Genomic DNA, 14774 nt, shown 5'->3' with positions numbered 1-14774 from the left:
GGAATGCTGCCCTTTCCATGTTGCGCAGCAAAACACACCCTACTGGACTGATTTGAATTAATAATGGTGCGTTACGGCTAGCGCCTTTTCATCTTGCGCAGCAAAACGCACCCTACTAGACTGATTTGAATTAATAGTGGTGCGTTACGGCTAGCGCCTAACACACCCTACTGGACTGACTTGAATCTGCTGTATCTATAAAACTTGGTAATCAATTTCTTAAGATAATTTTTGAATTAATAGTGGTGCGTTACGGCTAGCGCCTAACACACCCTACTAGACTTTGAATCTGCTGTATCTATAAAACTAAATAAAATATTAGCAGCCTCATCTAAATCTTTACCAAAACAAATAATTCCATCCTCGTGACCTGCCATTACTAATATTTTTTCTACTCCTAAATTCTCTTCATCAAACAAACGAAACATTTCTTTTGCCATTTGTGGAGTACCATAAGGAACATCTGGATTAGAAGTAGGAACTGTAAACATAAGTTCTTGCCAAAAATGATAATTATGAATATGAATAATACCCATAATTTCTGGTCGATAATAATAGATAGCTGCATGGGTTAAAGACTCAGAAGAAGCTTTGACAGGTCCGCAACAAGTTAGACTATTTTCCTCAATATTAAAATCAGTAACTACTGTGTAATGTTCTGGTTTTAAAGTTGGGAAATGAGCCGTTTGAGTCCCAGAAATAATAAACTGATTGGAATTATTTATTCTCTGACTAACATTACCAAAACCAATACCATTTTCGTAAACACCAATTAATCCCAAGGAACGCATTAAGTCGCGTTTTTTCATTAAATCAGTGAGGCCAGCAAGCGCCACAGATTCTCCTTTTATCCAATGACAATGATATTTAATTACTCCCTCATCCATAACCATAAATTTAATAATTAAAAACAACAATAAAAATTAATTGTATCATGGTTAATTTTTTCGAGGTAGTTGACTAAATTTAGTTATATAGCAATATGAAATTATTTGTGAAAAAAGCTGTAGGGGTTTGGTTTCCAAATCCCATTTTCGTCGGGTTTAGAGACCAAACCCCTACGATAAAATATTACAACATAAGCGCAGATTACTATAATTATTTGTGAAAAAAGTTGTAGGGGTTTGGTTTCCAAATCCCATTCTGAAATGAAGTCAGAAGTCAGAAGTCAACCCACCCCTAACCCCTCCCAGGAGGGGAAATCATCAGAAGTTTTTTTGTAACAGGGATTAGAGTAACTCTATCCCATTTTCGATCAGGTTTGGAGACCAAACCCCTACGATAAAATATTACAACATAAGCCCGGATTGCTATATAGTATAGTTTGTGTCAGATTAAGAGTCAAAAGCTCTTGAAGTAATTTAACTTGAAAACATGAACAGCAAAAAACCAAGTCGACCAAAAGACATTTTTAAACATCTGAAAAAAAACGGTACAAAATTCGTCCGCGTTCTCTTCTGTGACAACGCCAATATCATCCGCTCCAAAGCATTCCATATTGACGTATTACCAGAACACTTCTACACAGGAGTCAGCATCACAGTTGCCCAACAAGCATTGCCAGTCATGTACGATGCCGTAATTTCTGAAACAGGTCTCGCTCCGGTGGGAGAAGCTTGGTTAGTTCCCGACTGGTCTACCTTGCATACATTACCTTACGTTCCTACTCATGTCAGTGTAGTTGGGGATCTGTTTAAGGATGGCTCTCCCTGGTCTTTGTGTCCCCGTAGATTTCTTAAACGAGCGATCGCCACTGCGGAAAAAGCAGGTTTACAAATAAAGGCTGCCTTTGAAAACGAATTTTACCTACTCAAATCTACCACTGATGGTATCACCCCCACAGATGATACAGTTTTTGCCTCTACCTTGGGGATGAATATTAACTGTGCCGTAATTGATGACATTGCGGATGCTCTCACTGCTCAAGAAATTCAAGTAGAAAGGTATTATCCAGAGTCAGGTCATGGTCAACAGGAAATATCCATCCGTTATAGCGACGCTTTACAAGCTGCTGACAGACAAATGATTTTTCGGGAAACAGTGCGGGGGGTAGCTCTCAAACATGGACTCACTGCATCCTTCATGCCGAAAATTTTTGCTGACCAAGCAGGTAATGGTTGCCACTTACATCTAAGTTTGTGGCAAGGAGGAGAAAATATTGTTCCTGACTCAGATAGAAAAGGGGAAGTATCCAAAACTGCTCGTAGTTTCATTGCTGGAATTCTTGAGCATTTGCCTGCTTTAATGGCGCTGACAACTCCAAGCGTTAATTCTTATCGTCGCATTCGCCCCCATTTCTGGAGTGGTGCTTTTCGTGCTTGGGGTTTAGATAACCGGGAAGCTGCTGTCAGAGTGCCGAGTAATTTTGCTCCACCGTCTCCCACTCATTTTGAATTGAAAACTGTTGATGCTTCTGCTAATCCTTATTTAGCTTTGGGAAGTGTGATAGTAGCTGGTTTGGATGGCATTAACCGGGGTCTTGATGTTGGGGAACCTGTGGCGGTTGATCCAGGAATTTTGACTCCTGAAGAAAGGGAAAAGAGGGGAATAGATGCTTTACCTAGTTCGTTGGGAGAAGCGATCGCTCAGTTACTTAATGATGATATTCTGCAAAATGCTTTGGGAGCTGAATTAGCTCAAGCGTTTATTGGTGTTCGTCGCGCTGAGTGGGAAGGGATGAAGGATATGGAAATAGAGGAGGAAGTGAAGATTTTGTTGTCTAGATATTGAAAAAGGAGTCATTTCAATTATCAGTTATTAGTACCTCCTTCTGAAGAAATACTGAAGTTGATTTTAACAGTTTTGTAGCATGAGCATCTTGCTTGTTCCTAATATTTTCTGGCGGGCAGGATGCCGACCTCACTCATATTTATTCTGAGCATAAAATGTCAGTATTTTAAGGTGCTATAGATGATATTTTCTACTGGTTTTTTCGCCACATTATTACTTGAACAGTGCAAATATTTAGTACTTGAAAATATTTGATTTATCCTTCTATTTCAGGATTTACGCATAACTGCCATATCTAGTAGGGGCGATTGGCCAATCGCCCCTACAGATGGTGTATAATTCGATATTTTTCGTAAGTCCTGTATTTATAACAATTAAAAAATGACCAAAATTAGTTTTATTGATTTATTTGCTGGCATTGGTGGAATGAGATTAGGTTTTGCCCAAGCTGCCGAATATTTAAACATTGAAACTGAATGTGTATTAAGTAGTGAGATAAATTCCGATGCTGGTTTAGTTTATGAGAAAAATTTTGCTGAATTTCCTTTAGGAGATATCCGCAAAATCGAAAATTTATCACCCCATGAAATACTATTAGCTGGATTTCCTTGTCAATCTTTTTCTTATGCTGGTAAAAAAGCTGGATTTGGCGATACTAGAGGTACACTGTTTTTTGAGATTACCAGATTAATAGATACATACAAACCCCAAGCTTTTATATTTGAAAATGTTCGTGGTTTACTGACTAATGATAAAGGCAGAACTATCGAAACTATTAAACATGAAATTAAAAGTAGAGGCTATAGTTTTGAGATATTTTTACTGAATAGCGCGAATTTTGATTTACCCCAAAATCGACTCCGGGTTTATATTGTCGGAGTGTTAGACAAAACACCAAAATTTAATTTAATTTCTGACCCCGGTCCGAAAGATTCTCATTCTTATCAACCGCAACAATTATCTTTATTTTATCCTCATCAAAAATCTATAACTGTGGCACATATTTTAGAAGATAATCCAGATGAAAAATATAATTGTTCGGAAAAATTTGTGGCAGCATTAAAACAAAGATTAAATGGAGAATTGAAGAAATTACATGGAATGAGATTAATTGATTATCGGGGGGGAAATTCTATTCATTCTTGGGAGTTGGGATTAAGAGGAAAATGTAGTGCTGAAGAAATAGAATTAATGAACCGTTTGATTTTGAAACGGAGAAATAGTCAATTTGGGAAACATCAAGATGGTAAATTGTTGAGTCAGGAACAAATAGCTAGTTTTTTTCCTCATCCTCAGTTGGATATATTGCTTAATTCTTTAGTAAGTAAAAATTATCTACAAATAGTGGAGTCAAAATATAAGCCAGTGGCAGGTAATTTTTCTTTTGAAGTCTACAAGTTTTTAGACCCCGATAAAATTTCTGTAACTTTGGTGGCAAGTGATGCTAATAGATTGGGAATTTATCATCAAAATAGAGTTAGAAAAATTACTCCGAGGGAAGCTGCGAGATTACAAGGTTTTCCAGATGATTTTATTTTGCATCCTGACAATAATAAGGCTTATTATCAATTGGGAAATTCTGTAAGTATTAATGTAGTTAAAGCCGTTGCTGAAGAATTATTATTGAATATAATTAACTAGCTATCAGCTTTTTGAGCTTGAGTTAAAAAATAATCCATGATATAGCAATCCTAAGTAGGTTATAATATTTTATCGTAGGGGTTTGGTCTCCAAACCCAAGCCCATAAGGGATTTGGAAACCAAACCCCTAGAGTTTTTTTGATCAATCATTTCTTAACCCAAGCGCATATAGCAGTGAGCGCTCAGGTATTTACAACCCCCAGCTCAAACTGCCTTTTAAAAAAGGTGTACAAAAAATAATCTATAAATATGCCAGCGCACATTGCTATAAGGGATTTGGAAACCAAACCCCTAGAGTTTTTTTCATAAATCATTTCTTATGGCTATTATGTTATAAAATTCTGGTTAAATTAAAAGGATAAAAATCATGGAAAATTCTCTAGAATCAAAAGCAGAACAATTAGCAGTAATTCAAGAAAATGCAGAAAAAATAACAACAACTGCCTCTGAAGGATATAAACAAATTGCGGAAAAAGGTACGGTAATAATTTTTAGACAATTAGAGGGAAATAGTACAGTTTTAGCAGACTGGCAAGTGAAGTTTAAACCTATTAGTCAAATCCCATCAATAATTACTGATTGGCAACAAATGGGTTTAGAAAAATTGATGAATAATTATAATCCAGAAGTAGCAGTTGTTTGTACTTTTTTATATCCAAATGGCAGCCATACCAGTTATCATTTTGAAATGGAATAAATCTTGAGTAGGGAAGTGTGGGAAGTAAGGAAGTGGGGGAGTAGGGAGGTGGGGGAGCAAGGGAGAATTAACAAAGCCAGATAGGGAAGCCGTCGGATTGGCGACGGACAGAAGTTGTTTTTGTACCGGGGATTAGAGCAACTCTCCAAAAACATTTCGCCTGGCTACAATAGACATCTCCCTTAATAAAAAATAAAATCAATTATCTCACATAAATTATCAATTCTTTCCCCCTACTCCCTACTCCCTACTCCCTGTGCTAATAACTATCAAAGGAAAACCGAACCTTTTGTCAAGTTTTCCGACTATAAATAGATAAATAATCATAGCTACAATGAAATAGAAATCATAAAAAACCAAAAACTACCAGATAATATAAATAGCAACCATTAGCCTTGAAAGGAGGCACCCTTTATGAACTTAGTAAAAACTGTTGCTTTATTAGGTATACTTAGTGCCCTATTAGTTACAGTTAGTTATTGGTTAATAGGTGGCACAACTGGTGCTACAATAGGTCTACTTTTAGCTGCTATAATGAACTTAGGTTCCTGGTTTTTCTCAGATAAAATTGCTCTGGCAGCTTATAATGCTCAACCAGTAAGTCAAGTAGAAGCACCTGGAATATATGAAATCGTAGAAAGACTTTGCGATCGCGCACGTCTACCTATGCCAGCAGTTTATATTATTCCTACTGCTTCAGCAAATGCTTTTGCTACAGGCCGTGATCCCCATCATGCAGCAGTGGCAGTCACAGAAGGTATTATGAGAATATTACCAGAGGATGAACTTGAAGGAGTTATTGCCCATGAACTTAGTCATATCAAAAATCGTGATACCTTTACTCAAGCGGTAGCTGCTACAATAGCAGGTGGAATATCTTGGTTAACTCAAATAGCTAGTTATTCTATGTGGTTTGGTGGGGGTTCGAGAAACGACAACCGAGCTAACCCAGTAGTCATGTTATTGACTATTATGTTAGCTCCGGTAGCTGCAAGTATTGTGCAAATGGCAATTTCTCGGACTCGTGAATTTGCTGCCGATGCGGGAGCTGGTAACTTAACTGGCAACCCCCGCGCTCTAGCTCAAGCTTTGCAAAGGTTAGAGCAGAATGCCCGACAAATGCCATTAAATGCTAATCCTGCTTTTGCACCATTATTAATTATCAATGGATTTTCTGGTAGAATGATGGCGAATTTATTTTCTACCCACCCATCCACAGAAGCAAGGATTGAAAAATTGTTACAATTAGAGCAAAAATTATTGGGATAAGTTAGAATTTAGAATTCAGAATTCAGAATTCAGAATTTAGAATTCAGAAGTTAATTTATGACTGTGAATAAGTTTGAGAACTGAATGCTTATAGCTATAGCTATATAATGTAAATTGTAATCAGTAAATTAGTAAAATTAGGAGCAAAAAATTATGACGGAACAAAATCAGCAAAAAGAAGGAGCTATTGTAGAAGTAGAGCAAGAATCAAATGCAATTACCTCTACTACTGGAAGTAGCAACCCTCAGCAAGAAACCCAAGAATTGATGGAGGCAATCAAAAGATTGGCTCAGTCAGAAATGGAAGCTGCAGGAGAGTTTACCCGTGATAGTTATATTCAAGCAGTAAAACAAGCAAGGGAAACTATCGAACGAATTAGACTTATCGATCCCCAGAAAATAGAAGAAACTGGTAAAAAGATAGAGAAAGATATCGAAACTAACTGGGAGACAGCAGTGAAAGAAGTCCAGGATTTTGGCGATCGCTTAGTTAAAGCAGGTCAAGCAGCTTGGGATGTGTTGACTAAACCTAAAGAATAATTCTCCAAATCAGGGTAGGAGTCAGGAGTCAGGAGGACTGAGTCAGGAGAAACGGGAATTATAGGGGAGCTAGAAGAAAGAATTACAAGAGTGATTTTTCCGCCATACTATTGCCCAAAATGCTAACTTTTTGAGCATTTTCAACTGAAAATCAGGCACTTTTTTCGACCTAAAAAGGTTACAGTCTTTACCTGTAAATGGTTTGAGATTTAATCAGCAAACCCTAATTAGTAGACAACAGTAGGGACGTTCAATGGAACGTCCCTACAAGGTTTTGGTTGTTTAGTTATCTATCACGCCAGCATTTACAGGGGTTTTCATTTCGGTAGACCACAGTAGTAGCTAGCTTGAAAATGTGGCGTTGGTGAAACACGGTATGATTTATTGTCCGGATAAGAGCGCAAACAAAAAACTTTCTCCCTCTACTATTCTTTCTTCTTCTTTCTTTCCTCCTGACTCCGTACGGACGTTGCGTAACAAAAATGCGTTTTCCGTTCCGGAATGCTCCGCAAACATGTCGCGTAGCAAAACGTCCCTACCTCCTGACTCCTAAATAATTAAGATTAGTATCATACATGCTCTTCACCAACGCCGAAAATGTGAGTTGAAAAAACCTAACCCCCCAACCCTCTTCCCTGCTAGCGTTGCAGGAGAGGGGCACGGGGAGAGGTCTTCGGTGATTGGCTCCTTACCCACAATTTTCGCGAATCACCCCTACTGACTTGCGCGTGTAGCATCGAAATTTTGAGCCTATAAAATCTTACTTTTAACTTTTGACTTTTAACTTTTGACTTCAGTGAAACGCTATTATTCCTGCATCCCTTCGTAAAGGAGTCTCGTCAACAAACGGATACCATCGCTTTCTTTTAACTCTGCATAAGACGCGGGCGGACGTTTACCCATGTCTCGGAGATCGGAAAATAGTTCTAGGTGAAACTGACAAGTAAAGGAACGCCTAATTTGCTTGGTTTCAAAATCTTTGTAGTTGATACAAGTACAAGAGCATTCCGTTAAAATTTCACCACCTTCAATTTCTGTAGAAGCTAAAATTTATACAGAATAAGGCAATCTTATAGCAACAGCCAGGGCGATTAGGACATAGACTGATGATGAATCAAAGACCACGGAAACACTTTTCCCACTGTTCCCTGTTCCCTGCTATAATAGCCAAGCAAGAGGACTATTTGCTATGAGATAGCGATAAGGAACTAAAGCATCGTGGAGCATCATGTATGCCCAGTTAGCAAAAAGGACTGCTTCTTCATTTACCTCATCAGAGTGGAACATAGCAATATTGATATCGTTCTCATATTGGAGAATCATAGTATCAATAACTCCTGAAAACTCATCCGCCATTACATCGTGAGCTTTCAGTAGTTCTATAGGAATTTTTGATGTTTTAGGGCTGGGGGGTTCATAAGGCAATAAATAGCGATAGAACTCCGTTCCGCTTCGCGATCGCCAATTTCTTTCTCTTCATTACGGACTACAGCAAATTGTGGGTCGTTCCATCCTTTAGCAACTACCCTACTAGACTGACACACCTTAAATGGTGCAATAAATGTAGGTTGGGTTGAGGAACAAAACCCAACAACAGTCCTTCTCCCGTACGGACGCCCTTATGCAACGTCCCTACCTTACTCCCCCACTCCCCTACTCCCTAATGCACAGTTTTAGCTGTGTCAGTCCACTACCATCCCGTTTGATAATAGGTAGGTCTTCTCCCACAGCACTAATTTTTTTGCAGACATCCTGAATGAAAGGTAAAGCATCTCCTGTCTTATCATTTTCCAAAGATTCTATACTTAAAACCTCTGCTACTGCTTTACGCAATAAGCGCACATGACATTCTGCTGCTAATTGATAGCCCAGGCAAATCATAATCATAGGGCTAGTACAGGGATTTCGCGACAGCAGCAAAGCCTCTACGAGAGAAAACATATCATCGCGAGAACAGTTGGGATGAGTCCATTGAGCAGGATCGTCAACGGACGTACCCCCTCCTTCTATTACTATCGCCATACTGGAGGTAAGAATTGGAACTACTAGATCCAGGTCTATGATACCAGTTGACCAGGCTGGAAACAATATTGAGTCACATATTGTTTGAGTCATAAAGGCAAGGTTTTTGGAAGCTCGTACTTCTTCACCTTGGTTATTGATACCGACGTGTTCCCAAGGTTCAATAATGGTAATAGCGTTCCGGAATAGTTGAGGATGGGTAGCCAAAAATTCAAAATCTTCACGGGTTGAAATCACCTTCTCTAGAGGTTGTGCGTATCCCCATTCAAATTTACCATCCTCAGAAAATACTGGTTTTTCCACCATTGGGTCTTCTGATTTGCGGTCTGCTAAAAAACGGCCTCACAAAATATGTATTGAGCTTACATCCGAACCGTATTCGCTGATGTAACCAGGCGTTAAGCGCCAATTAGCTGTTGTCATCTTTATTCTCGATCTATAGAACCCCTAAAGGGATCTATTTAAAAACAGAGGAGAGAGATGGGGAGATGGGGAGATGGAGAGATGGGGAGATGGGGAGATGGGGAGATGGGGAGATAGGGAGATGGGGAGATGGGGTGTATTAGATATCTCCCACTCATCTAATCATCAAATCAATTATCACCCATTTTTTATCAATTACTTCTCCACCAGAACCTATTTTCTGGAGATACACTTAGGGCTTCTATAATATAAACACAACTTTTATACCCTTATTCCCTGATTAAGTCAATCTCCTAATCAAATATTACATTTTTAATTTTGTTAAAGCTGTAATCCACTAATGACATTTGACTTTTTACTTGCGCGAAAGACTATTATCAAAAAAAACTGGGCCTCACAACCCCACCTTTTAAGGCGAAATTTTTCAATGGAAAATTGCTCAAATCCTTGTGAAAAAATAACTTTTGTCTATTTACTTATAGCACCTTAAAAATGGATTGTGTTAAAATATTAAGTATTGAAACAGGGTGTTAAGAAAGAAAAAATATGAGATTGAGGCACTATTTAGATAAATTACATCAAAAAACTCTTTGGTACTCCAAGCCTATTGAATGCTTTAAGATTTCAATTTGCTTACTTATTGATTATCTAAAATTTTGGGATTTCTAGTTTCTTGTCAATATTCTCGGCGATCGCCTGACCCTCAACTCATACCTTAATTCACTAACACCCAATAACACCAGGACTTACGCAAGCTCCTAGATAGTAAGCTATCTGTAGAGGGCGAATGCCATTCGCCCCTACTACATATGGTTGTTTTGCGTAAGTCCTGAACACCAATATATAACACACACAAATATAAACCTTACTTTTATGTTATCTCCTATCTCGGATAATTCCTTAGACATAATAATTAAGTCAGCGATCGTCAAGAATCCATTAGTGGTTTCTCCAGAGCAAAAAGTCAGTGAGGCGATCGCTCAGATGGGCAATGCAGATTCATTATGTAGCACTACTCAAGCTGACAATGATCATACGGATAGTCTGCACAGACAAGCACGAGCTAGCTGTGTAGTAGTAATAGAAGAAGCGAAAGTAGTAGGTATTCTAACCGAGCGTGATATAGTGCGTTTGAGTATTGAGCAACCTAACCTCAATACCTTGCTTATCAGAGAGGTAATGACTTCTCCTGTTTTGACTGTGAGAAAGTCTGAGCTTTCTAACTTATTTTCAATAATCAACTTCATCCAGGAACAACATATTCGCCACCTACCTGTCGTTGATGACCAAAACCAGTTGGTGGGAATATTAACCCATAGCAGTTTGCGCCAATGCTCCCAACCCTTTGAACTGATGCAAATACGGCTTGTTGCAGAAGTAATGACCGATCAAGTAATCTCTGGCAGACCAGACTGCTCCCTGTTAGATATCGCCCAGAAGATGTTTAACCACAAGGTTAGTTCTGTGATCGTCGTAGAATCTAATAATCATCAAACTTCTGCACTCTCTACTGATGCAAATTTTCTAACCCCTCTGGGCATAATAACCGAGGGAGATATCGTCCAATTTCAAGCAATGGGCTTGCGGTTGGCAGATTACAGGGTGGAAATAGTGATGAGTACCCCTGTGTTTGCAGTTCAGCCAGAGGAATCACTGTTGTCAGTACACCAGTTGATGGAACAAAAAAGCATCAATCAGGTGATAGTGACAGGGAAGCAGAGTCAGCTACTGGGGCTTGTGACTCAAAGCAGCTTGCTAAAAGCTATCAACCCTGTAGAAATTTATAAGTTAGCAGAAGTTTTACAATCTAAGGTAGTGAGCTTGGAAGCAGAAAAAGTAGCTTTACTAGAAAGTCGAGCTAGTGAGCTAGAGACAGAAGTCAAAAGCTTAAAAAGTGAACTCCAACAAGAATTTGTTCACCGCCAGAAAGTTGAAGATCGACTACAGGCAAGGGATAGTCTCTTATTAAATATCAACCAGAATATATTCCCTAAGAAGAGTATCTTAGCAAAAATCCAGGCCAAACTTCAAAGTGCCAAAGCAAAATATAAGAGCGGTAATGACCAGATAGAAGTTGTGGTAGTTGAAGATAATGCTGATGATGTTGATACGATCAAGCAGTTTTTAAGCAAGGCTGGGTCTTTCAATGTTGTATCTTTTGAGCGCTTAGAGACTGCTCTTATCCACCTCCACAACTATAAGCTAGATGTTGTTATCCTCGATCTACACCTACCAGATAGTCAAGGTTTAGCTACTCTACAAGCTGTTGAACTTGCTGTACCTACAGTGCCAATTATTGTCTTAACTAACCTAAATAGTCATAATCTTGCTGTAGCTGCTATGGCTCAAGGCGCCCAAGATTATTTAGTCAAAGGTCAAATTTCTCAGGATAATTTAGTACGCTCAATTAACTATGCTATTTACCAGAGAAAATTGCTGCAACAATTGCAGGGGTTATTTGATAATGCTAAAAACTTAATTCATAGGGTTCAAATAGAAGATGGTAAGTTTGAATATGTTAACAAATATTGGCAAGAAACTTTGGGTTATTCCTCAACAGAAGTTGCCAGCCTAACAATCTTCGATATTCTGCATCCAAGTTGCTACAAACCTTGGCTAAATTTGATTAATAAAATACAAAAAGGAACTGCTCAAACTGAAGCTGAAACTGATAGTATTGAGTTGAGATTTATTAGCAAAGACCAAAAGGAAATTATTGTTGAAGGCAGCATCACTGTTGAACCAAGTAATTATCCCAAAATAAGTCGCGGTATATTCCGGGATATTACAGCAAACAAAGCGATAGAGTCTGAGCGTCGCCAACTAACTCAAGAACTCTCAAACTTTAAAGAAGCCCTCGATCAATCGGCGATCGTCGTAATTACAAATGCCAAAGGTATTATTACTTATACTAATGACAAATTTTGTGAAATCTCTGGCTATTCCCGATCGGAATTAGTTGGTAAAACCCATAAAGTTGTTAATTCAGGTTTCCATTCTGTTAGCTTTTTCCAGAATTTATGGCAAACTATTAGAAAAGGTAAAGTCTGGCAAGGTGAAATTTGTAACCGAGCTAAAAAAGGGCATTTATATTGGGTTTATAGTACGATCGTCCCCTTTTTAAATGACCAGGGCAAACCCTATCAATACTTAGCCATCCGCTTTAATATTACCGAACAAAAACAAGCAGAAGTCGAAATAGCTCAACAACTCGCAAGTATTGAAGCTGCAGTGGATGGAATAGCGATTATCAAGAATGGTTTTTACCAATATGTGAACCCTTCTTATGTTGAGATGTTTGGCTATGAAACTCAAGGAGAATTGGTGGGCAAAAGCTGGAAAATAATCCATTCTGCTGAGGAGTTAGAAAAGTACGATCAAGAATTTTTTCGACTATTAAAACAAGATCGTTCTTCCCACTTAGAAAGATTTGATGAAGGATTTTTTCAACTATTAGAACAAAATCTTTCTTGGCAGGGAGAAATAACTGCCTTTCGCAAAGATGGTAGTATCTTGACTGAACAAATTTCCTTGACCCTCTTAGAAAACGATCTGATAATTTGTGTTTGCCAAGATGTCACAGAACGCCAACAAGCAGAATTAGCTTTGCAGCGATATAGCCGGGAAGTTGAAGACCTCTACAATAATGCTCCCTGTGGCTATCACTCCCTAAATGGAGAAGGAATCTATGTACGGATCAATGACACGGAACTAAAATGGTTGGGTTATACTCGCGCAGAAGTTTTAGGTAAAAAAAAATTAACCGATTTCCTCACTCCAGAAAGTCAAGAAGTTTTTTGGGAAAACTTTAACCAGTTTAAGACACAAAGCTCCTTCGAAGGGCTAGAATATCAGATAATTACAGGAGATGGATCGATTCGCTGGTTTAGTGTAAATTCCATCGCGATTAAAGATGATGCTGGGAACTTGATAATGACCCGCTCTACTATGTTTGACATTACTCTTAGCAAAGCTGCTGAAGCAAAACTACAACGCACCAATGCCAAACTAGCCCATGCCACCAAACTCAAAGATGAATTTTTAGCGAACATGAGCCATGAACTCCGTACTCCTCTCAATGCTATCTTGGGCATGAGCGAAACCCTTCAAGAACAAGTCTATGGAGAGGCAAATGAGCGCCAACAAGATGCCCTGAGAATTATTTCTAAAAGTGGAAACCACCTCTTGCAACTAATTAATGACATTCTTGACCTGTCTAAGATTGAGTCGAATCAAGTAACACTGAATTGTGAGCCGACCAAGATCAAGAAAGTTTGCCAGGATAGTCTGGTTTTCATCAAACAGCAAGCTTTCAAAAAACACATTCAAACCCACCTGCAAATCCCCTCCTCCTTGCCTGAATTGATCGTTGACGAACGCCGGATATGTCAGGTGTTGATTAACTTACTCAATAATGCTGTGAAATTTACGCCAGAGGAAGGCTCCATTACCCTGCAAGTTACTGTAGAAACAGAAGCTAATCAAGAAAATTTGTCTGGCACTGAAGCATCTGCCAACAACAGTCAAACATGGATCAGATTTTCTGTCATTGATACCGGAATTGGCATTAGTCAGGAAAATATAGAGAAGTTGTTTCAACCCTTTATTCAGGTCGATAGTGCTTTAAACCGCCAATATTCAGGGACGGGTTTAGGTCTGTCTCTGGTGAAAAAGATTATAGAGTTGCATGGGGGCAAGACAGGAGTGACAAGTAAAGAAGGGGAGGGCAGTCAATTTTGGTTTGATCTACCCTGTGATAATTTAGTGTTTAAGTCTACTTCCAACTTACCTAGAAATTCTTTTGTTTATACTCAAGAAAATTCTAATTCACCTTTTACCCCTTGTCGCATCTTGTTAGCAGAGGATAATTTGTCGAATATCAAAACAATTTCTGGCTATCTGACAGTCAAGGGATATGAGGTGATAACTGCCTATGATGGACAAGAAGCGATTAATATGGCAAAGTCTGAACATCCAGATTTAATCTTGATGGATATTCAAATGCCAAAATTAGATGGTTTAGAAGCTATGAAGCTAATTCGTCAGGATTCGGCGATCAAAGATATCCCTATTATTGCTCTGACGGCTTTAGCAATGCAAGGCGATCGAAACAAGTGTCTAGATGCAGGGGCTACGGATTATCTTAGTAAACCTATGAGTTTGAGACAACTGACAACGATGATTGAAAAAATAGTCTTTAACCCAACCGAGGATGGGTGAATATTTGGGGTGATTGGGTGATGGGGTGATGGGGTGATGGGGTGATGGGGTGATTGGGTGATTGGGTGATATAGCAATCTTATGTGAGTTGTAAGATTTTGGTGGCAGTAGGGACGTTTTGCTAACGCAAAGCTCCGCTTTATATGTCGCGCAGCGTTAACGTTTGCGGAGCATTCCGGAACGGAAAACGCATTTTTGCCGGTGCAACGTCCCTACAGGAGTCAGAATTTTT

General features: G+C 38.8%; 9 protein-coding genes. 6 read left to right on the top strand and 3 right to left on the bottom strand.

Going from position 1 to position 14774, the window contains the following annotated elements:
- Positions 1 to 263: 263 nt before the first annotated feature.
- Positions 264 to 893: a class II aldolase/adducin family protein gene (locus ACP6PK_RS29455; RefSeq protein WP_426565032.1), complete on the bottom strand. Its 630-nt coding sequence runs from the start codon at positions 891 to 893 to the stop codon at positions 264 to 266.
- 481 nt (positions 894 to 1374) lie between these two features.
- Between ACP6PK_RS29455 and ACP6PK_RS29450 the strand changes: the two genes are divergently transcribed.
- The 5 genes from ACP6PK_RS29450 (at position 1375) to ACP6PK_RS29430 (ending at position 6877) form a co-directional block, all read left to right on the top strand.
- The gene (locus ACP6PK_RS29450) at positions 1375 to 2730 is read left to right on the top strand and encodes a glutamine synthetase family protein (RefSeq protein ID WP_426565030.1); all 1356 of its coding nucleotides are present in this window, start codon (positions 1375 to 1377) and stop codon (positions 2728 to 2730) included.
- Between the two features lie 381 nt (positions 2731 to 3111).
- Positions 3112 to 4371, top strand: coding sequence for a DNA (cytosine-5-)-methyltransferase (gene dcm / locus ACP6PK_RS29445; RefSeq protein WP_426565028.1), 1260 nt, complete (start codon positions 3112 to 3114; stop codon positions 4369 to 4371).
- 367 nt (positions 4372 to 4738) lie between these two features.
- Positions 4739 to 5068, top strand: a complete 330-nt coding sequence (locus ACP6PK_RS29440; RefSeq protein ID WP_094675031.1) for a hypothetical protein — start codon at positions 4739 to 4741, stop codon at positions 5066 to 5068.
- A gap of 414 nt (positions 5069 to 5482) precedes the next feature.
- Positions 5483 to 6337, top strand: a complete 855-nt coding sequence (locus ACP6PK_RS29435; protein ID WP_426565026.1) for a M48 family metalloprotease — start codon at positions 5483 to 5485, stop codon at positions 6335 to 6337.
- Between the two features lie 153 nt (positions 6338 to 6490).
- Positions 6491 to 6877, top strand: a complete 387-nt coding sequence (locus ACP6PK_RS29430; RefSeq protein WP_094675035.1) for a hypothetical protein — start codon at positions 6491 to 6493, stop codon at positions 6875 to 6877.
- A gap of 1158 nt (positions 6878 to 8035) precedes the next feature.
- Here ACP6PK_RS29430 and ACP6PK_RS29425 read toward each other — a convergent pair.
- Positions 8036 to 8302 (bottom strand): hypothetical protein, encoded by a 267-nt coding sequence (locus ACP6PK_RS29425; RefSeq protein ID WP_143438129.1) that lies wholly within the window; start codon positions 8300 to 8302, stop codon positions 8036 to 8038.
- Between the two features lie 228 nt (positions 8303 to 8530).
- Complete coding sequence (locus ACP6PK_RS29420; RefSeq protein ID WP_426565024.1) at positions 8531 to 9205, bottom strand: hypothetical protein; 675 nt, start codon at positions 9203 to 9205, stop codon at positions 8531 to 8533.
- 990 nt (positions 9206 to 10195) lie between these two features.
- Here ACP6PK_RS29420 and ACP6PK_RS29415 point away from each other — a divergent pair.
- On the top strand, positions 10196 to 14542 hold the full coding sequence (locus tag ACP6PK_RS29415) for a PAS domain S-box protein (protein ID WP_426565022.1): 4347 nt from the start codon (positions 10196 to 10198) through the stop codon (positions 14540 to 14542).
- Positions 14543 to 14774: the final 232 nt, after the last annotated feature.

Origin of the sequence: Dapis hubbardiae BLCC-M172 (assembly GCF_050016015.1) — a bacterium.
Lineage (GTDB): Bacteria > Cyanobacteriota > Cyanobacteriia > Cyanobacteriales > Microcoleaceae > Trichodesmium.
This window is presented reverse-complemented; position numbering and strand designations above follow the sequence as displayed.

Coding starts and splice junctions, on each gene's coding strand:
- ACP6PK_RS29455 (WP_426565032.1), bottom strand. CDS start 893: ATGGTTATGGATGAGGGAGTAATTAAATATCATTGTCATTGGATAAAA.
- ACP6PK_RS29450 (WP_426565030.1), top strand. CDS start 1,375: ATGAACAGCAAAAAACCAAGTCGACCAAAAGACATTTTTAAACATCTG.
- dcm (WP_426565028.1), top strand. CDS start 3,112: ATGACCAAAATTAGTTTTATTGATTTATTTGCTGGCATTGGTGGAATG.
- ACP6PK_RS29440 (WP_094675031.1), top strand. CDS start 4,739: ATGGAAAATTCTCTAGAATCAAAAGCAGAACAATTAGCAGTAATTCAA.
- ACP6PK_RS29435 (WP_426565026.1), top strand. CDS start 5,483: ATGAACTTAGTAAAAACTGTTGCTTTATTAGGTATACTTAGTGCCCTA.
- ACP6PK_RS29430 (WP_094675035.1), top strand. CDS start 6,491: ATGACGGAACAAAATCAGCAAAAAGAAGGAGCTATTGTAGAAGTAGAG.
- ACP6PK_RS29420 (WP_426565024.1), bottom strand. CDS start 9,205: ATGGTGGAAAAACCAGTATTTTCTGAGGATGGTAAATTTGAATGGGGA.
- ACP6PK_RS29415 (WP_426565022.1), top strand. CDS start 10,196: ATGTTATCTCCTATCTCGGATAATTCCTTAGACATAATAATTAAGTCA.